The sequence below is a fragment of the Paracnuella aquatica genome, from assembly GCF_003332885.2.
Lineage (GTDB): Bacteria > Bacteroidota > Bacteroidia > Chitinophagales > Chitinophagaceae > Flavisolibacter > Flavisolibacter aquaticus.
In genome coordinates, this window is the sequence record NZ_QOWJ01000006.1 from 222,503 (window position 1) to 241,471 (window position 18,969).

The following is an 18,969-nucleotide window of genomic DNA, read 5'->3' on the forward strand; positions in this document are numbered from 1 at the left end:
TGTAGTATCGCTATTGGGCTGCTGTTGCGTCGCACACTTGTACGTTCTGTATTGCTATTGTGCTTTCCTCATGCGCCTGCAGTAAACCGTTGCCCTTAAGGCAATGTCATGCCGAACTTGTTTCGGCATCTCCTTGTGCTTTTGTAAACTCTGCGAGATGGAGGAGATGCCGAAACAAGTTCGGCATGACAGACACCGATTGTAATAAGTGGCCTACACCACCGCTGTTATTGTGATTTTTTCTTCCAATGCTTTTACCCACTAATCATGCTCTTGCCCTTGTCATCCTGAGCACAGCGAAGGATCTGAGCCTGCACCAGCCCAAACATAGAAATAACAAGTAGTCTGCCTTTTACTCAATAGTTCCTCACTTTACAAAGCTCAGATGCTTCGCTGCGCTCTGCATGACAAACCAGAATGAATCCGTATCCATCAACAAGCATCAAAAGAAAAAGCCATAGAGGACAAAGTCTCCATGGCTTAAATCAGCTATTTGAACAACTGGAACTATTGAACAAACAAGAGCATTAGGTCAATCCAAACAACGTTCTCGTAGCCCCATGCATCGGCGGTGTTTTACCCAAATGCGCATAAGCTTTTTCCGTTACCTCGCGGCCGCGTGGCGTACGCTTGATAAAGCCTTCCTGAATCAGGAACGGCTCGTACACTTCTTCCAAAGTTCCCGGCTCTTCGCCCACCGAAGTGGCAATAGTGGTGATGCCTACCGGCCCGCCTTTGAATTTTTCAATGATGGCCGAAAGAATGCGGTTGTCCATTTCGTCCAACCCATGTTCATCCACGTTCAGGGCCCGCAGCGCATGCTGGGTAATGCCCATGTCTATTTGCGAATCGTTGAGCACCTGTGCAAAATCACGAACCCGGCGCAGCAAACCGTTGGCAATACGCGGGGTGCCACGGCTACGGCGGGCAATTTCGCCGGCCGCTTCGGTTGTGATTGCTGCTTTCAATATTTCGGCCGACCGCAACAGGATATTTTTCAACGTTTCGGCATTGTAATATTCCAGCCTCGATTTAATGGCAAAACGCGACAGTAACGGTGCTGTAAGTAAGCCGCTGCGGGTGGTAGCGCCCACCAGCGTAAACGGGTTGAGGTTGATTTGGATGCTGCGTGCCGATGGGCCGCTGTCGATCATGATGTCGATGCGGTAGTCCTCCATGGCCGAGTATAGATACTCTTCCACCACGGTGCTCAGGCGGTGTATTTCATCGATAAACAGCACATCACGCGGGCCGAGGCTGGTGAGCAGTCCGGCAAGGTCGCCGGGTTTTTCAATTACCGGCCCCGAAGTTTCTTTAATGCTTACACCCAGCTCGTTGGCCACAATGCGGGAAAGCGTGGTTTTACCCAAGCCGGGAGGGCCGTGAAACAGCACATGGTCCAAGGCCTCGCCACGCAACTTTGCGGCACGGATAAAAATGACCAGGTTCTCGATCAGCTGCGCCTGGCCGGTAAATTCGTCGATGCCCTGTGGGCGAATATTGTTTTCAAATTCCTTCTCGGTGGCCGTTAAGGTTTCCTTGCCGGAAAGAAGATTTGGATTTGCCATAACTGCTTCAAAATTAAGAACTGGCAGGGCTAATGAATTGTGTTGTTTTCAGGCGCCGGCCAGACGTGTAAAGATAACCCCTTTTTCCTAAAAATTTTAGTAGCAAAACTGTTAACAAACCTGACGCGGTTTATTGGGTTCAGAATAATTTTTCTGACAGAAATAATGGCTTATCAAGCAGTATTTTTTAAAAGTGAATAACAAGGATCCTACGTTTTTGATGTGCTGCATTATCGTATAAAGCCTCTTTTACCAATTTGCCAGATGTGGGTTTGAATGCCGGCCTGTTCGATATATTTTGTTGTACAAATCGCCCGAAGTGAAAAGGGTTGTATTATATTTTCTGGTGGCGCCAGCCATCGCATTGTGCAGCGCCTGTACCCTGGGATCGTTAGGTGGTCCAACTTATACTTGCTCCGCCTTTAGCGACGAAATGTTACCGGCTTGGTTTCCTTATGAAGATGTCACCGTGCTAACTTTCCGGTCGGCAGCGCAAACAAAAAAGTTCACCCTTCGAAATACTTTTACTACGCCGCCCAATCAAGAATCGGGAGGATTTTGGGGGAATTTGTGCATCGGTCGAAAGAATTTTACCTCCGACGAGAAAGATCCTGATGGTATTCCTGCCTTACGTGTCAATTTATCCAAATCTATACAGGGTAGCAATGCTGCCTCGATTATGCGATCGGTAAACATACACATAGAAGGATCATACATTGAATTGAATACAAAGGCAGAGGAGCAATTTACCACTGCCAGCATCAATAATTACGCAACGCAAACAAGGCAGCTTCCATCCGTCACATTGGGGAATAGGGAGTTCTTTAATGTTTACCTGCTACAGGTAGATACGGCCAGCATCATGGACCAAAGGGTGTATGAAGCTTATTTTGCAATAGGCTATGGGCTGGTTGCGTACCGCGTTGCACCCGATCAATTGTGGGTAAAACAGTAATGGCGCCCTTTTATCATTGATGTTGAAATGAATCCTTGGCTTTTTTTATAAAAGGCGATTACGACAGTTTGATTACTACCGTTTTTTATAACAAAATACCCGCTGCAGCAACATGCCGCAGCGGGTATTTTTATTTACTAAAAACACAAATCATTATTTCTTGTGCAGTTGCACGGCAATGCGGCGATCCACCCGGCGCTCCTCGTCGGTAGCAGTCTCAGGCATAGTGGCAAACTTCGATCCGTAACCTTCGGCATCCGTTACCTGTTTATCGGCACCAGCCGCTTTCAGCGCAGCCATCACCGCTTCGGCGCGGTCCTCGCTCAGCTCTTCATTGGCTTCGGCGTTGCCCACTTTATCAGTGTAGCCGCCAATCTTGATGCGGGCATCGGGGTAAGCTTTTAAAATGGCCGCAATGTTGGCAATCTGCGCATTGCTTTCGGCAGTGAGCCGGGCGCTGCCGGTTTCAAAATTGATGTTGTCGAAATCAAACCAGCGGTCTTTGTTTGCTTCGCAGGCCGCATCGTTGAGGCAGGCCACCAGTTGGTCTTCCACACCGCCCTGGTATGCATCCAGCTCGGTATTGTTGGGCAGGCGCACCTTGGTGTACGATCGGGTTGTGGCCGCTGCTGCCGGTTGCCGCGCTGCGGCGGTTGATGTATCGGTCATGGTGGTGGTTGCCATTACTTCATCATCGTCATCATCGTCGTCGTTGCGGTTTACCAGGTAGGCAATCAGTGCAATGGCGCCAAGGCCCAGCAGCACCGGCAACACCCAGTTCGATTTGCGGGCAGGCTCCACATCGCGGGTTGGCGTTACCACGGTTTCGCGGTGTTCGGTGCGGGTAACGGGTTCGGCTACAGTGCGTTCGGCAATAACGGGATCGGCCACCGTACTATCCGACCGGAACCAGTTGCCCACCGAAAGGCCAGCTGGCAATGCACCCATGATGGATGCTTTTTGGTTGGACAAATAGCCGCGCAGATCGGCACCCGTCCAGGATTTTTGTTTGGCTTCCCTGCCTAAAAAACTCAGCACCAGCGGCGCAATCATGCCAATAAGCGATTGCACGGTGCCTTCCCGCACACCTGCAAACTGTGCAATATTGGTATTTACCGAATTGTTGCGGTCGCCAAACAATTGCGACAGCCAGCCCGGAATGCCGCCCAGCAATGAAGCGCCTGCTGCTCCGCCGGCAGCGCTGCTAAACATACCGCCCAAGTTATCCAAAACATTGTTGTCGTCGGCTGCACGTGCATCCTGCAGCAGTTCGTCGGCATGGCCGGTTTCGGCCCGCTGAACAAAACCCGCCAGCACTGTGGGCACTACACCCGACAAAGCTTTGGAGATACCCGATGAACTTTCGCCAAACTGGGTTGCTGCACGCTCAGTAACTTCTGGCGTAAATAAATCCCGAACCGAGGCAAGGAGATTGATAGCCATGAATCTTGATTTAAGGTTAAGAATAAAAGCGGTTATGGACGGCTGTTATCTTAGGGCGGAAGGGCAAACAAAAAAAATATCGGGCAGGTATGATCGGTATAAAAACTCGTGTGTCAGTAGAAAGGATGGCAGCGAATGCCTAACAAGTTAAATTTTTTTTGGGAAAAACACGCTGCGCATTGCCTGCACAAGCGGCCCAGCCAAAGCGTACCTGCGCATCCAAGCAATACAATTGTCAATAAAATTTACCGGCACACGGGCATCCGAAACACATCCTGTAGCGCAATTCAATTTCACGGGTTCAAACAAGAACATTGCAGTACATTTTTTATACATTGGGGTACCAGCAAAACCGTGCCGGTAACAACAATTGCCGGGCGGAGTGCCGTCACAACCACCAGTCATCTTAGATCATGCAATTTCCCCTGACCATACCAATTGGCGGCATGCAACTGCCGCTGCACGCAGTGCTGGAAGCGGCCGCATTTTTTACGGGCTTCCGCTACTACCTGCACCTGCGCCGCAAGCAGGGCGATGTGTTTAGTTCGGAAAGCCGGATGTTCATCATCATTGGGGCCATATTTGGGGCCTTGTTGGGCTCCCGCATTGTGGGGGCACTGGAGCAGCCGGAGTTGTGGTGGCAGTCGGCCAACCCGCTGCTGTACCTGTATGCCAACAAAACTGTGCTCGGTGGATTTTTGGGAGGAATAGCCGGTGTGGAGCTGGCCAAAAAGCGAATGGGTGAACGCCGTGCATCCGGTGATCTTTTTGTTTTTCCCATGATCCTTGCCTTGTGCATTGGCCGGCTGGGTTGCTTTAGCATGGGCGTGTACGAAGAAACTTATGGCCTGCCCACACAGATGCCCACCGGCATGAACTTGGGCGATGGGCAATTGCGCCACCCGGTAGCACTGTACGAAATTTTGTTTCTGCTGCTGTTATGGGTGTTGCTGCGTAATGTGCAACAAACAACGCTACTGGCAAATGGCGCCTTGTTCAAACTGTTCATGGTCCTTTACCTCGTCTTTCGTTTCCAACTGGATTTTATCAAGCCTCATTACAGCTATCCCATTGGTTTATCGGCCATACAAATCTGCAGCCTGCTGGGGCTGCTGTATTATGCGCCATTTATTGTGCAACCCAAAAAACTACTGCAACCACGCTATGCCCGAACGTAACTATACCTACTACGATTTTACCATTTCGCTTTGCCCCCACTGCCTCAAAAGGGTAGATGCCAAAATTGTGTTTGAAAACGACGCAGTGTTTATGCTCAAGCGTTGCGCCGAGCATGGTTTTCAAAAAGTGTTGATTGCTTCGGATGTGGAATATTATAAAAACATCCGCAACTACAACAAGCCCTCCGAAATGCCGCTGCGATTTAATACGGCAACGCATTATGGATGCCCATACGATTGCGGCCTCTGTGCCGATCATGAGCAACATGGTTGCCTTACCGTTGTAGAGATAACCGACCGGTGTAATCTTTCCTGTCCTACCTGCTATGCCAACAGCTCGCCGCACTATGGCAGGCACCGAACGCTGGAAGAAGTGACGGCTATGCTCGATGCCGTAGTGGCTAACGAAGGCGAACCCGATGTGGTGCAGATCAGCGGTGGCGAACCAACCGTGCACCCGCAGTTTTTTGAAATATTGGACATTGCCAAAACAAAACCCATCAAACACCTGATGGTGAATACCAACGGCATTCGCATTGCCAAGGATTTTCATTTTGCCCAACGGCTGGCTACTTACATGCCCGATTTTGAGCTGTACCTGCAGTTCGATTCATTCAAGCCCGAAGCGTTGCAACAACTGCGCGGTGCAGACCTTACCGCTACGCGGATGCAGGCACTGGAGCACCTCAATCAACTCAACTTATCTACCACGCTGGTAGTAACCTTGCAGAAAGGCGTGAACGACGATGAGATCGGGAAGATCATCGACTTTGCACTGCAACAGCCCTGTGTTCGCGGGGTTACATTTCAGCCCACGCAAGTGGCAGGTAGAACTAACGGATTTAACCCTGCAACCGACCGTATAACGCTGACGGATGTACGTAAAAGTATTTTGGAGCAAACAAACGTATTTCAACCCAACGATATCATTCCGGTGCCCTGCAACCCCGATGCACTGGCTATGGGCTATGCATTAAAGTTAAACGGGCAGGTGCTGCCCATGACGCGTTATGTGGATCCTGCGCACCTGTTGAACAACAGCCGCAATACCATTGTGTACGAGCAGGACGCTGTTCTGCATGGGCAGTTGCTCGATATTTTCAGCACCGGCATTTCGGTGGAACGTGTGGAGCAAAATGTGCAGCAATTGCTTTGTTGCCTGCCGCAGTTTTATGCACCCGGACTTACCTACAACAACCTGTTTCGCATCATTATCATGCGCTTTATTGATGCATGGGATTTTGATGTGCGGGCCATTAAAAAAAGTTGTGTGCACATTGTGCATAAAGATGGGCGCATCATTCCTTTTGAAACAATGAATCTTTTTTACCGGGACGAAAAAGAAGCTTACCTCCATGCGCTGCGCGGCACCAAAGAAAGTACCATCAAAACATTGCTGCAGTGAACCGCTTTCGTAACCCGCTCCGGGTAAATGCCATCATGCTGGCCGTATTTTTTTTGTTAGCCTTAGCGGGCACCGGCTCGGCAAGTATGCGGGATGCGCCGTTTATTTTGGGAACGGGTATGCTACTGCTGGCACCGGTAAACCTGGTGGTGGGCATGGTGCGCAACCGAAACAAAAAGCCCGATGGTATGGCCTTTGTCATCACTGCGGGCTTGTTGCTGCTGCTTGGGTTTTCTACCTGCAGTGCAGGCCTTGCTTTTGGCAACGTCAATTTTCACTAATTATGCCTATGCACTCGCAAACCCGCCTCATGTTGATCTGTCTTGGTTTGAACCTGCTGGCCGGAGCCGTGCTGTGTACGCCGTTTTTATTTTTACAATCAGACGATGCCGGTATATACTGGGGCCTTGCTTTGCTGGTAGTTGCAGCCCTTTCGCTGCTGGTGCAATTGGTCATTGGAATTGTATTTGTAACCCAGCCCCGCCGCCGGCCATTGGGGCAGGCCATGCTGCTGGCAATCGGTATTATTTTGTTGATAGGCCTGTCGGTTTGCGGCAGCATGTTGCCTTTTGCTTAATGCCCTGCGCTGCTGCAGGCTTAATACCCATGGAAGGCATATGTTGGCTGTGCTATTGCTTTCGCTGCAAACTTTTCTACCTTATCTAACCCTCCCTATTAATGCTCCCGCTAATTCGGCTACACATCCATCTTTTAACCTCAAAAACATCTGCTCATGCCACAAGTCCAAACTTCAGCAGCAAGCACAGCCATTGGCACTATTCCATCAAAAGGTTATGCGGCCGGCGCAGCCAGCGCACAATTGGCTCCATGGAACTTTGAACGCAGGGCGCCTGGCCCGCACGACGTGCAAATCGACATCCGCTATTGCGGCATTTGCCACACCGACCTGCATTTTTTGCGCAATGATTGGGGTATCTCTGTTTATCCTATGGTGCCCGGCCACGAAATTGTGGGCGTAGTAACACATGTGGGCGATCATGTACATAAATTTAAAGAAGGCGATTTGGTAGGCGTGGGCTGCATGGTGGAATCGTGCAGGGTTTGCGACAGTTGCAACAACGGCGAACAACAGTATTGCCACAACGGAATGACACTGACTTATAACGGTGCTGAAAAAGGCACCGGCAACATTACTTATGGCGGCTATTCGAACAACATTGTGGTGAATGAAGATTTTGTATTGCGGGTATCGGAAAAGCTACCGCTGGAGGCGGTAGCACCACTGCTGTGTGCCGGCATTACTACCTATTCGCCCATGCGCCGGTTTAAAATTGGTAAAGGCGATAAAGTAGCCGTACTAGGCCTGGGCGGATTGGGCCATATGGCGGTAAAATTTGCTGCTTCATTTGGTGCGGATGTAACGGTGCTCAGTTCATCGTCGCACAAGGAAGCCGATGCCAAGAGGCTGGGCGCCCACAACTTTGTGGTGACCACCAACGAAGAACAAGTGAAAAAGGTGGCCAAAAAATTTGACTATATAATTGACACGGTTTCGAGCAAACACAATGATAATTTTTACCTGGAAATGCTGAAATCTAAAGGCACACTAATTTGCCTCGGCGTGCCTGCAGAACCAAGAGAACTGCATTGGTATCCGCTGCAGTTCCAGGGCCGCGTAGTGGTGGGCTCCATCATTGGCGGCATTGCCGAAACACAGGAAATGCTGGACTATTGCGCCGCTAATAACATCACTGCCGACATTGAGTTGATAGCCATGAGGGACATACACCAAGCCTACGACCGCATGGAAAAAAGCGATGTGAAGTACCGGTTTGTGATTGATATGGCAACGCTATAACAGCAAAAAAAAAACGCCGCTGCAACCAGCGGCGTTTTTTTAAAAATCACTTCTCTTTTTATCCGGTAAAATTCAACTTCGTGCCCTTCTTTTCTTCGTGTCTTCGTGGTTCCTTTCTTCGGAAAAAATTACTCATTTGCCGCCAACCGGTATTGATTCAGATTCAAGATCAGGTCGGGATCGACACAGTTTTCCAACCATTGCTCCCGCTCCGAAAAAGCACATACGCCGGGATAGTCGCCTTTCCATCCCTGCAGGTCTTTCATTACCTGGAAATGCAGATGCGGCGGCCACCAGCCGTTTTCCTGCGGAATGCCAAACTCGGCAATCACATCGCCTTTTGCAATGCGCTGTCCTTCGCCCAGGTTCTGGATGGAGCCCAGCGACAGGTGCCCATACAACGTGTAAAAACTAACGCCCTCCAATTGGTGCGATAAAATGATCACGGCTCCATAGTTGCCCAACTCCGGGTGAAAGCCAAAGGAATGTACGATGCCATCGAGTGGTGCCATTACTTTGGTGTTGGGTGCGCCCCAAATATCGGTGCCCAGGTGCAGGCGGCGTGGCTCGTTTCCACCGCCGTTGTTGTTATCAAACACCTCGCTGCGGCTGTAAATGGTGCGGTGTTCACCATAGCCACCAATGCCATAGCGGGCACCGGCGTTGGTCAGTTGTTGATTGATGTATAGGATAAAACGGTTGTTGTCGTTTAAAATTTCATCAGTAAGTGCAGTGTTGGCTGCAGTAAAATCGAGCGGCAGCAGGCGGTCGGTTTGTGGCTCGAAGGGCACCACCGGGTGAAAGCTGGTTGTATGTTGTTGTAGTATGTTGATCAGGTTTCGTGCGGGTTGCATTGATTGTTTTTATCGGGCAAAATTAAAGGGGTGTGGTGTTTGTAAATATTGGCTGTTGTGGTTATAAATAAAGTCGTTCCATTATATGCGGTGTCTGTGAAATACAGTCACTGTCATGCCGAACTCCATTCAGCATCTCCTGGCGCTGTGATAAACTCCGCCAGATGTAGGGGATGCCGAAACAAGTTCGGCATGACAGTGACTAAGGAGGCTAAGAATCTGCTTTACATGCACATTGTATATTGCAAGTGTATATGCCACTAAACAAAACAGCCCAATCAAAAAGATTGGGCTGTTTTGTCATTTAAAATCTGCTCTTAATTTTTCGTCGTTTCGGTTTGCTTCCATCCTTTGGTAATTTCCTGGATGGCGCGGTCCAGTTGCGGATCGCGGCCATTGATCTTGTCTTCAAAAGAGTTGATCACCATAATGTCCGGCGTTACCCCACTCATTTCCAGGTCCTTTCCATCCAGCGAATAACAACCCCACGATGGCATCCGCACAAAAGAGCCATCCACCAGGCCCATACCACTGGTAAAGATGATCCAGCGGTACGTTTCATTGCCAATGATCTTACCCAGCTTCAACGCTTTAAATCCTTCGGCAGTCATTTCTGCATCGCTGAGGGATTGCTCATTCGTCAGCAGCACAATAGGTTTGTCAGAAGGTGCAAAATTGCTTTGACGCGTTAATTGTCCTTCGCGGTATTTCCATTGCAGGTAAGAGCGCTGGCTCAAAAACTTTAGCACTTCATCGTGCACATTACCGCCGGTGTTGTAGCGCAGGTCCAGTATCAAACCATCACGGCCCACCAACTCTTTGGTCATGTCTACAAAAAAGTTTTCGAGTTCGTCGGTGCCCATGTTTTTCATGCAGGCATAAGCAATGCGTTTGCCGGTTTGTTCATCCACACGTTTTTGGTTGTTATCAATCCATTCGTCGTACAAATTGGTGTACAGCGATGATTGCGGGTGCAGCTTTACATCGTATGTTTTGCCACCACGGTTAAAGGTCAACTTCAACTCTTTATCCAGCGAGGGGCGTGTAAAATAATAAGCACGATCCATGCTTGGGTCCACGCTGCGGTCGGCCACTTTCACCAGCACATCGCCGGGTTGAATGTCGATGCCCTTGCGGTCGGCAGCGCTGCGTTTTACCACGTACTTTACTTTGTAGGGCGACGCGTCTTCAAAAATGATTCCCGTTTCCATGGTGGTGTTTTGCAACTGCACCGATTCTTCTGTACCAAAAGTGTTGAAGCCCTGGTGCGATGAATTGAGTTCGCCCAGCATGTCGTTCATCATGGTGCGCAGGTCGGCGCGGGTATTGAGGTAAGGCACAAAGCGCTGGTATTTTTCTTTCATTTTTGCCCAGTCAATGCCATGGAACTTTTCGTCGTAAAAGTTTTCCTGCACATTGGCCCACATCTCTTCAAATATTTGTGCAAACTCTTCCTGCAACGATCTTCTGAATGCATACGAAGTAGCAATGGCATCCACTTTGTTGCCGTCCAGGTTTAGCTTGTGTACCGTGCCGTTCAGCAGCACATACAATTTGTCGCTAACTTCTACAAGGCCGCCGCCATTGGTGCCATCGGTGCCCGCAATCTTTTCGGTTTTAATGGTTTCAAAAGGCTCCAGCACGGTTTTCCAAAGCGCCATCCGGCCTTCGCCGTGGTTGCTCCAATACAGCACTTGCGTCTTATCGCCTTTGGTGTATACGGTTTGTAAAAACTGGTCGCCAAAGCGTGGAGAAATCAGTTCGATGCGTTCCATTACATTTTCCAGGTCCATCACCAGCGCCGAACTATCTACCTGCGGAGCCAGCTTTGCAGCCGTATCTTTTTTACCGGCAGTTGTGTCTTTTTTCTCTTCTTTAAACAGGTCGTTGAACTTGTCGATGCGGAACGGATCATCCAGCTTTTCCAACGCCACGCGGTAAATTTTCGGGCTTTGCATGCCCATCGGGTAGGCAGGCTTCAGCCGCGACGAAGTAAAGTAAATGTATTTGCCATCGGCCGACCAAAGCGGATCGGCTTCTGAAATAGCGGTGTTGGTAAGGTTGGTGGTTTTGTTCTTTTTCAGATCATGAATAAAAATGTCTGTTTCAAAATTTCGGCGGGCCGTAAACAACACATAATCATCTTTTGGCGAAAAGCCGGGATCGCTGTTTTGAAAACCCCAGATCTCGTCTTTGGCCAGTGTTTTAGGCTGCATGGTTTTCAGGTCCAGCAGCTTTACTTCATCGCGGCCGCTCAGGTACACCGCCATGGTGCGTTTTTTATTCAACACAATATTGCGGTTGTGTTTTTTATCGGCAGTAAGTTGCTTGGGCTGGCCGCTGCCGCTGGCTGCAATGGTGTACCAGTTGCGAAAGCCGCCAATGGTTTGGTTATACAACAGGGTTTTGTTGTCGCTCAGCCACTTTATTTCCTCGGCCCGCTCGGCCGAACCCTTTTGAATTTGCTGGATGAATTTGCCTTCAATATCACTCACAAAAATTTCGCCCCGCGATGTGAATGCCATCTTCTTTCCATCGGGCGACACATCGAAAGAGCTGATGTTGTTGCGAACATCAAAATCCTTTTCCTTGGTGAGTACATTGTTGCGGTAAATGGCCAGGTTGATCTTTTCTGTTTTCTTCGAAGTCACATCGTACAGCCACAATTGATAGTCGCGTTCAAACACAACCTTGGCGCCGTTGGCACTAACCGATGGCGCTTTGATGGAAGTATTGAACCGCGTCAGCGCTGTCTTTTTACCGCCGGCCATGGTGTATAAATTATACTCGCCGTTGGCCTCGTCCGACATAAAATAAACATTGCCTGCTTTGTCGATTGTGGTGCCAAAATCCTTGCCTTCCCAGGTGGTGTATTTGGTGAATTTTTTAGTGCCTGGGTTGTACGATTGTATGTCGGGGTTAAAAGCGCCTTTGTAGCGTTTGCGGTGCGCCTGGCTGGCACTTTCCCAGGTATCGTTAAAAAATATTTCACCGCTGGTGGGGTGCGCCACCAGGTTGTGGTCGTATTGAAAAAAGTAGTTGCCAAACACACGTTGTGGTGTGCCGCCGGTAAGCGGTACGCTAAAACCCGATAGTTGGCCGGAGCGGCCGCTGGTAAAATAAATGGTTTTGGAATCCCAGCCCCAGCTGCTCATTTCATCGGCTGCGCTGTGGTAGGTTACCTGGCGGATGTCGCCACCCGTAATTGGCATTACATAAATATCGGGGTTGCCGTATTGGCGGCCGGTAAATGCGATCCATTTGCCGTCGGGAGATACCTTGGCGTTGGTTTCGTATCCCTGCATGGCGGTAAGCCGGTGGGCCTGCCCGTCGGCAAGGGCTGCTTTCCAGATGTCGCCCTCAAAATGAAACACCACCGTTTGCCCGTCTGGGGTAAGGGTAGGCTGTGACAAAAAATAGGTTTCACTGCTTTGTGCACTTGCCGCCGTTGTCAATAGCCCGGACAACAAGCCGCAAAAGATTTTTCTCATGCCAATTTGATTTTGGTCCAAAATACAACGGATTAGATCGGATTAACGACCGCTTGTCAAATACGGGGAAGTTGGGAGAAGATGGCTGGTGGAGAACTGGAATTATTTTTTACTTAAATGACCGACATGTTTCAGCTATTCTGCTACCCGATGTTTCGCTTTATTAATGCAAAAATTTACACGCTACATTTTGTCATGCTGAGCGCAGCCAAGCATCTGAGTGGCGCAAAGCAACTGTTTGTGAAAGGTTCAGATCCTTCCTTCGTCAGGATGACAGGTACAAGTTGGTTTGTTATGGTGCAAATCCTAATGGCAAGGCCAATTAAACCGCAATGAAGTCTTTCCCTTTTCCAGACCAAACCACAGAAGAACCCATTCACAATAAAATATATCCCCCCTCCATTCGTTCTTACTGCTATGCCCTCCAAAATTTTCCTCGCCTTTCTGCTTCTTTTTTGCTCCGGCAACCTTTGGGCGCAGCCCCTTACCGGTGTATGGAAAGGGCGCATTGGCGGGCAAAGGGCGGAGGTGAAATTTGTACAACAGGGCGACAGCATCCTCGGCACCTCGTACTATGTTGCGGCTGGCGGCGGCTTTCGGCGCTACAGCATTCGTGGCTACCGCGATGCGCAAACCAATGCCGTTACCTGGTGGGACGACCAGTTGCTGGAAACAAAAGGCGGCATGATGGGGATTCCGGGAAAAGTGCCGCTGGCATCGGCCGCCGATTTCAATTGCCCCGGAGGCGGCATTATGATGCTGGATGGCAAAACAGCGCCGAAAGAAGATGGCGGTAAAGAAACAGCGCTACACCTCGATAAAGTAACCAACTCCCAGTTTCCCGACGAATGGGATTTTGTGATTGATAATTACACCATAGGCGCTAATGATCCGCGCATCATCGATTCTGTTTCCTTGATTGCATTTGGGCAAAAGCCAAAAGTGGCCACGCCGCAACCTGCCGTGGTGGTGCAAAAGCCGCCCAGGAGGGGCATGGTATCTATACCGCCACCACCGGCGCAAAAGGAGCCCGAGCCTGCGGTAGTAGTGGCAGCGCCACCCAAAACCATTGAAGAAAAATTTATTGCCCGCACACCCAAGCATTTCATGGACATACCGCTACGCGGCGATTCCATTGAACTGCGTTTTTACGACAATGCCGAAATCGACGGCGATTCCATTTCCTTGTTCCTGAATAAGCAGCTTATTTTCCAGCACATTCGCCTCACGGCAAAAGCGCATGTGGTAAAGCTGGCTGTGGCCGATATGCAGGATGAAAACGAGCTGGTGATGGTGGCGGAAAACCTGGGCAAAATTCCACCCAACACATCATACATGGTGGCCCTGGTAGGCGACATGCGCTACGAAGCCAACTTGCAAAGCACCGAGGAGGTGAGCGCATTAATCCGGCTGCAGAAACCTAAAAAGGAGTAAACCATTTACCCGATAAAAAACCGGTAAGTGCCGTAAATAAATTGTTGCGTGTAGGTGTTCCAAACCTTAAAGGTCACCTCGTAATAATCCGAAAGTTCGTTGATGCCGGTAACAACAATATTGAGCCGCAGGTAGCGTGCATCTTGCGGTGATAGCGCCTGCAAGCCGCTTTTGCTAAACAGTGCCGGTTCATCCAGCAGCACTTCGCCTTCGCTGGTGGCCAGCTTTTCCGAAGCCTCTAGGTGCACTTTTCCATCCTGCACCTGCCAACCATCCACCACCAGGTTGAGCACCAGTTTTTTATTCACGTTGGTAACATTATCCTCGCTTACCAGTGTGCCATCGTCGTAAGTAAGATAAGCCTGCTCCAACGTTACGCCGCTGGCCTGCACTTCAATGTTGTTGCGGATCTTGGCAGTGGCTTCCTGTTGGCTGGCGGGGCGCACCAGTGTAGCGTTGCTTTGCTTGGTTGGTGTTGTGGCGGTGTTGTTTTGGCCGCAGGCGGTAAGCGCCAGCAGCATCAGCATGGAATAGCGCATCATCATTGCAGTTGGGTGTGGTTCTAACCTACTGCAAAAAAGGGGTAATTCATAGCTCAGCAGCTATGTTGGTTAGCGCGATTGATTGAAAGAAGTTTTAATTGAAATTTTTTATGCGATCAAGATAGTGCACAACATCATTTTACCCACCTAAAACACTAGTGCTGCAAACACCGGGAAATGATCGGAAGAAAACCGGCCCTGCCAGCTTTGCGACAGCGTAGCATGCCGCAGCACCCGGAAGCCATTGCGGATAAAAATAAAATCGATCGGTTCGTTGTCGTTTTCTTTTGGTCCCCAGCCATTGAAGGTGCCTGTTGGACCAAAATGCGGCATTTGCGAAAGGGCTTTGGCATCCTGCACATAGATCAGCGCGGTACTGTCGGTTAATATTTTAATCGGCTCTTCGGATGGCTTTGCATTAAAATCGCCGGTGAGCACCACGGGCAGGTTGCCGCCCATTTGGTGCATGCGCTGCAGCAGCAGGCGTGCACTTTCGGCACGGGCCACTTTGCCCATATGATCGAAATGGGTATTGATGGCAAAAAATTCTTTGCCTGCTTTCCGGTCGCGGAAACGTGCCCAGGAGGCTACCCGCGTAATGGCTGCATCCCAACTTTTGGAGCCGGGCACTTCGGGCGTTTCCGACAGCCAGAACGTACCGGATTGCAAGGCCTGCAAACGGGTGGTATCGTAAAAGATTGCCGAGTATTCGCCTTTTTCTTTACCATCATCGCGGCCAACGCCAATGTATTTAAACTGCGGCAGGCGTTGTTGCAACTCCTGCATTTGCAGGTGCAGTGCTTCCTGTACACCCAGCAGGTGTGTTTGGTAAAACAACACCTGCTGCGCCACTTTGTCTTTGCGGTATGGCCAGGCATTAAGGCTGTCGGATGTGGTGTTGAGCCGTATGTTGAAACTCATTACATGCAGCGGCTCTTGCGCCACTGCGCCGATAGCCAGCAAAAAACAAACAAGCGATAAAAGGGTAGTACGCATCAGCGGTGATTTGTGGGCCGAAAGATACCAAAGAATACCAAAGTGGCTAAAGCACAAAAAACAACTGGCTGTTCATTCCCACATGTTGAATGCGGCTGCATAGAAAATATATGCTTCCAAATGCAAGCGCAAACAAAAGTGCAATGAACAGCCAGCAATTGTTTATGCGTTTTTACATGGCATCGTGGTGTGCAAATGTTTTGCGGTAAAAAAACCAATACACAATAGGGAAAATAAGCAGTGTGAGCACGGTAGCAGTAACCAGCCCGCCGATGATCACAATGGCCAATGGCTTTTGTGATTCAGACCCGATGCCGGTTGACAGTGCCGCAGGCAACAAGCCCAGCGCCGCCATCATGGCCGTCATTACTACGGGCCTGGTGCGCACTTTTACGCCTTCAAACACCGCCTTCTCCAGCGACATTTTTTGCCGCAGCTTTTTATTGAATTCCGAGATCAGGATTACGCCGTTTTGCACACAAATACCAAACAGTGCGATAAAGCCCACGCCTGCCGAAATGCCAAAATTGATGCCCGTAAAATGCAGCGCGATAATGCCGCCAATGAGTGCAAACGGTACGTTGACCAACACCAGTGCTGCATCTTTGATGTTGCCAAACATGATAAAGAGCAGCACAAAAATCGCGATCAATGAAATGGGCACTACCTGCGCCAGCCGCTCCGATGCCCGCACCTGGTTTTCAAATTCGCCGGTCCAGCCAATGGTGTAACCGGTGGGCAGTTTAATGCTGTTGGTTACCTTTTGCTGCGCTTCGGCAATGGTGCTGCCCAAGTCGCGTTCCCGCACCGAAAACTTTACGCCAATAAAGCGCTTTGTATTGTCGCGAAACACAAATGCAGGACCCGTTAGTTTTTGTACCTGCCCTATTTCCTTCAACGGAATTTTTTCGCCGCGCAGGTTGGGCACCATCAGGTTGGCAATGTCATCTTCGTCTTTGCGGTATTGCTGTTCGTACCGAACCCGCACATCAAATTTGCGTTCGCCTTCGTATTTGGCGGTCGCGGTTTTACCACCAATGGCCATTTCAATTACTGCCTGCGCATCGGCTTTGGTAACGCCGTAAATAGCCATCTTTTCTTCATCAAGCAGCACGCTGATTTCGGGCTGGCCAATGTTGCGCAAAATGCCCACATCCTTGATGCCGGGCACATCGGCAATTTGTGCCATTACACTGTTGGCAATTTTATCCAGCTCGTCCAGGTCATCACCATATATTTTTACTGCATTAGATGCTTTAATGCCTGCAGCCGCTTCGGCAACGTTGTCGATAATGGGTTGCGAATAGTTGTACGTAATGCCCTGGAGTTTGGAAAGCTGCGCATCCATTTCACCAATAATGTCATCGATTGATTTTCCGCCCAATTCCGATTTTGGTTTCAGGTCCACTTGGAACTGCAGGAAATTAAAGCCATTGGGATCCGTACCGTCATTGCTTCGCCCTTCCTGCGACAACACTTGTTTTACTTCGCTAAACTTCATGAGTTCCTTTCTTATTTGGCCCGCCACTTTTACGCTTTCGGTTTGCGAATAACTCATGGGTAGTTCGGCCGTAACCCACAGTGCGCCTTCATTAAGTGGCGGCAGAAACTCGGTGCCCAGCCAGCGCACTGAAAACATGGTGATGGCGAGAAAAGCCGTTGCCAGCAGCATGCTCCATTTCTTGTGGCGAAAAGTCCAGCCAAAGCCACTTGCCACACTGTTGTTGATGAAGTTTACAAAGCGGTTGTTTTTTTCCCGCACATTTTTGCGCAGCAAAATGGAACTCAATACCGGCACTAGGGTTAAGGTAAACAGCAGTGCACCCAGCAGGGCAAAACCAAGCGTCCATGCCAGCGGCGCAAACATTTTGCCTTCCACTTTTTGAAAAGAAAAAATGGGCAGCAACGCCGTGATGATAATAAGCTTGGAAAAGAAAACAGCCTTGCCCATTTCCGTGCCCGTTCGCTTGATGAGGCCCAGCTTTGCCAGCTTGTTAAACCGCGGCATGCCTTCTTTATGTGCTTTATGATCGAGTGCCACAAACAAGCCTTCCACCATTACCACTGCGCCGTCGATGATGATGCCAAAATCCACTGCACCCAATGAGAGCAGGTTGGCACTCATGCCTTTTAGCCGAAGGCAGAAAAATGCAAACAGGAGCGCCAGCGGAATGATGATGGAAACGATCAGCGTAGTACGCCAATCGGCCATAAAAATGAACACGATCACCGTTACCAGCACAATGCCTTCCAGCAGGTTGTTCATTACAGTGCGGGTGCAATATTCAATCAGGTTATCGCGGTCGTAGAAGGCCACCATTTGCACATCTTTAGGCAGCACACGGGTGTTGAGGTCTTCTATTTTTTCCTTCACCGCACCCAGCACTACGCTGGGGTTTTCATCTTTGCGCATCACCACAATGCCTTCCACAACATCGTCCTGGTGGTTGAGGCCCACCTGGCCCACACGTGGTGCGCTGCCCTCGGTCACATCGGCCACATTCTTTACCAATACCGGGTTTCCGTTGTAGTTGTTGATGATGGTGTTTTCGATATCGGCAATGGAATTGAGCAAACCCAAACCCCGTACCACGTAAGCCTGCCCGTTCTTTTCAATCACATCGCCACCTACGTTGAGGTTACTTTTTGAAATAGCATCGTACACCTGCAATGGTGTAAGGTCAAACTTTTGCAACCGCACCGGATCAACATTTATTTCATAGATCTTTTCCTGTCCGCCAAAAGCTACAACATCGGCCACGCCGGGCACTGCACGCAGTTGCCGGTCGATGGTCCAGTTTTGAATGGTGAGCAGGTCGCGGCTGTCGCGAACATCGCTGTGCAACGTGTATCGGAAGATCTCGCCGGTTGGTCCGTATGGCGGTTGCACTTCGGGTTCTACATCATCGGGAAGCTGCACATTGCGCAGCTGGTTATTCACTTGCTGGCGTGCAAAAAAATCTTCCACGCCGTCTTCAAAAATGATCTTGATCACCGACAGCCCGAACATGGTAACGGAGCGCACATCGGTACGCTTTTGCACCGAGTTCATCGATATTTCGATGGGTGTGGTTACAAAGCGTTCTACTTCTTCGGCGCTGCGGCCGCTCCATTCGGTTACAATAATGATCTGTGTGTTGGTAACATCCGGAAATGCTTCGAGTGGAATTTTAATATAACTAAAAATGCCTGCAATAGCCAGCAGCCCTACCCAGAAAAAGGTAAAGGCCCTGTTCTTGAGTGAAAAGGCAATGATATTTCGAATGAACTTGTTCATTGATTAA

At 49.7% G+C, this 18,969-nt stretch carries 14 protein-coding genes; 7 read left to right on the forward strand and 7 right to left on the reverse strand.

Going from position 1 to position 18,969, the window contains the following annotated elements; genetic code table 11:
• Positions 1 to 527 precede the first annotated feature (527 nt).
• The gene (gene ruvB, locus DRJ53_RS11195; protein WP_114235718.1) at positions 528 to 1,568 is read right to left on the reverse strand and encodes a Holliday junction branch migration DNA helicase RuvB; all 1,041 of its coding nucleotides are present in this window, start codon (positions 1,566 to 1,568) and stop codon (positions 528 to 530) included.
• Between the two features lie 679 nt (positions 1,569 to 2,247).
• Here ruvB and DRJ53_RS21115 point away from each other — a divergent pair.
• Positions 2,248 to 2,523 (forward strand): hypothetical protein, encoded by a 276-nt coding sequence (locus DRJ53_RS21115; RefSeq protein WP_123893518.1) that lies wholly within the window; start codon positions 2,248 to 2,250, stop codon positions 2,521 to 2,523.
• A gap of 153 nt (positions 2,524 to 2,676) precedes the next feature.
• Here the strand turns inward: DRJ53_RS21115 and DRJ53_RS11205 are convergent, their stop codons facing one another.
• On the reverse strand, positions 2,677 to 3,966 hold the full coding sequence (locus tag DRJ53_RS11205; RefSeq protein ID WP_114235720.1) for an OmpA family protein: 1,290 nt from the start codon (positions 3,964 to 3,966) through the stop codon (positions 2,677 to 2,679).
• 413 nt (positions 3,967 to 4,379) lie between these two features.
• Between DRJ53_RS11205 and DRJ53_RS11210 the strand changes: the two genes are divergently transcribed.
• The 5 genes from DRJ53_RS11210 (at position 4,380) to DRJ53_RS11230 (ending at position 8,368) form a co-directional block, all read left to right on the forward strand.
• Positions 4,380 to 5,144: a prolipoprotein diacylglyceryl transferase gene (locus tag DRJ53_RS11210; RefSeq protein WP_114235721.1), complete on the forward strand. Its 765-nt coding sequence runs from the start codon at positions 4,380 to 4,382 to the stop codon at positions 5,142 to 5,144.
• The gene (locus DRJ53_RS11215; RefSeq protein WP_114235722.1) at positions 5,131 to 6,549 is read left to right on the forward strand and encodes a radical SAM protein; all 1,419 of its coding nucleotides are present in this window, start codon (positions 5,131 to 5,133) and stop codon (positions 6,547 to 6,549) included. Before DRJ53_RS11210 ends, DRJ53_RS11215 begins: the two co-directional genes overlap by 14 nt.
• Positions 6,546 to 6,830, forward strand: coding sequence for a hypothetical protein (locus DRJ53_RS11220; RefSeq protein WP_114235723.1), 285 nt, complete (start codon positions 6,546 to 6,548; stop codon positions 6,828 to 6,830). The genes DRJ53_RS11215 and DRJ53_RS11220 overlap by 4 nt, the downstream gene beginning before the upstream one ends.
• Positions 6,831 to 6,859: 29 nt before the next feature.
• Positions 6,860 to 7,126: a hypothetical protein gene (locus tag DRJ53_RS11225; protein ID WP_123893519.1), complete on the forward strand. Its 267-nt coding sequence runs from the start codon at positions 6,860 to 6,862 to the stop codon at positions 7,124 to 7,126.
• A 156-nt stretch (positions 7,127 to 7,282) separates the two neighbouring features.
• A complete protein-coding gene (locus tag DRJ53_RS11230) occupies positions 7,283 to 8,368 on the forward strand; it encodes an NAD(P)-dependent alcohol dehydrogenase (protein WP_114235725.1) in 1,086 nt (361 codons plus the stop codon).
• A 128-nt stretch (positions 8,369 to 8,496) separates the two neighbouring features.
• On the opposite strand, the gene DRJ53_RS11235 is transcribed toward DRJ53_RS11230, so the two are convergent.
• Together DRJ53_RS11235 and DRJ53_RS11240 are read right to left on the reverse strand one after the other, a co-directional pair.
• Positions 8,497 to 9,222, reverse strand: a complete 726-nt coding sequence (locus DRJ53_RS11235) for a peptidoglycan DD-metalloendopeptidase family protein (protein ID WP_114235726.1) — start codon at positions 9,220 to 9,222, stop codon at positions 8,497 to 8,499.
• Between the two features lie 317 nt (positions 9,223 to 9,539).
• Positions 9,540 to 12,713 (reverse strand): S41 family peptidase, encoded by a 3,174-nt coding sequence (locus tag DRJ53_RS11240; RefSeq protein ID WP_114235766.1) that lies wholly within the window; start codon positions 12,711 to 12,713, stop codon positions 9,540 to 9,542.
• 417 nt (positions 12,714 to 13,130) lie between these two features.
• On the opposite strand from DRJ53_RS11240, the gene DRJ53_RS11250 reads away from it, so the two are divergent.
• Complete coding sequence (locus DRJ53_RS11250) at positions 13,131 to 14,147, forward strand: hypothetical protein (protein ID WP_114235728.1); 1,017 nt, start codon at positions 13,131 to 13,133, stop codon at positions 14,145 to 14,147.
• 5 nt (positions 14,148 to 14,152) lie between these two features.
• On the opposite strand, the gene DRJ53_RS11255 is transcribed toward DRJ53_RS11250, so the two are convergent.
• The 3 genes from DRJ53_RS11255 to DRJ53_RS11265 all read right to left on the reverse strand — a co-directional run bounded on the left by DRJ53_RS11255 (position 14,153) and on the right by DRJ53_RS11265 (position 18,962).
• Entirely contained in the window at positions 14,153 to 14,686 is a 534-nt protein-coding gene (locus tag DRJ53_RS11255; protein ID WP_132050861.1) for a hypothetical protein, read from the reverse strand.
• Between the two features lie 150 nt (positions 14,687 to 14,836).
• Positions 14,837 to 15,685 carry an endonuclease/exonuclease/phosphatase family protein gene (locus DRJ53_RS11260; protein WP_114235730.1) on the reverse strand — a complete coding sequence of 283 codons (849 nt, stop codon included), beginning with the start codon at positions 15,683 to 15,685 and terminating at the stop codon, positions 14,837 to 14,839.
• A gap of 172 nt (positions 15,686 to 15,857) precedes the next feature.
• On the reverse strand, positions 15,858 to 18,962 hold the full coding sequence (locus tag DRJ53_RS11265) for an efflux RND transporter permease subunit (RefSeq protein ID WP_114235731.1): 3,105 nt from the start codon (positions 18,960 to 18,962) through the stop codon (positions 15,858 to 15,860).
• Positions 18,963 to 18,969: the final 7 nt, after the last annotated feature.

Excerpts from the sequence above, each read along its gene's own strand:
- DRJ53_RS11240 (WP_114235766.1), bottom strand. The coding sequence starts at position 12,713 with ATGAGAAAAATCTTTTGCGGCTTGTTGTCCGGGCTATTGACAACGGCG.
- DRJ53_RS11265 (WP_114235731.1), bottom strand. The coding sequence starts at position 18,962 with ATGAACAAGTTCATTCGAAATATCATTGCCTTTTCACTCAAGAACAGG.
- DRJ53_RS11235 (WP_114235726.1), bottom strand. The coding sequence starts at position 9,222 with ATGCAACCCGCACGAAACCTGATCAACATACTACAACAACATACAACC.
- DRJ53_RS11225 (WP_123893519.1), top strand. The coding sequence starts at position 6,860 with ATGTTGATCTGTCTTGGTTTGAACCTGCTGGCCGGAGCCGTGCTGTGT.
- DRJ53_RS11250 (WP_114235728.1), top strand. The coding sequence starts at position 13,131 with ATGCCCTCCAAAATTTTCCTCGCCTTTCTGCTTCTTTTTTGCTCCGGC.
- DRJ53_RS11210 (WP_114235721.1), top strand. The coding sequence starts at position 4,380 with ATGCAATTTCCCCTGACCATACCAATTGGCGGCATGCAACTGCCGCTG.
- DRJ53_RS11205 (WP_114235720.1), bottom strand. The coding sequence starts at position 3,966 with ATGGCTATCAATCTCCTTGCCTCGGTTCGGGATTTATTTACGCCAGAA.
- ruvB (WP_114235718.1), bottom strand. The coding sequence starts at position 1,568 with ATGGCAAATCCAAATCTTCTTTCCGGCAAGGAAACCTTAACGGCCACC.
- DRJ53_RS11255 (WP_132050861.1), bottom strand. The coding sequence starts at position 14,686 with ATGCGCTATTCCATGCTGATGCTGCTGGCGCTTACCGCCTGCGGCCAA.
- DRJ53_RS21115 (WP_123893518.1), top strand. The coding sequence starts at position 2,248 with ATGCGATCGGTAAACATACACATAGAAGGATCATACATTGAATTGAAT.
- DRJ53_RS11215 (WP_114235722.1), top strand. The coding sequence starts at position 5,131 with ATGCCCGAACGTAACTATACCTACTACGATTTTACCATTTCGCTTTGC.
- DRJ53_RS11260 (WP_114235730.1), bottom strand. The coding sequence starts at position 15,685 with ATGCGTACTACCCTTTTATCGCTTGTTTGTTTTTTGCTGGCTATCGGC.
- DRJ53_RS11230 (WP_114235725.1), top strand. The coding sequence starts at position 7,283 with ATGCCACAAGTCCAAACTTCAGCAGCAAGCACAGCCATTGGCACTATT.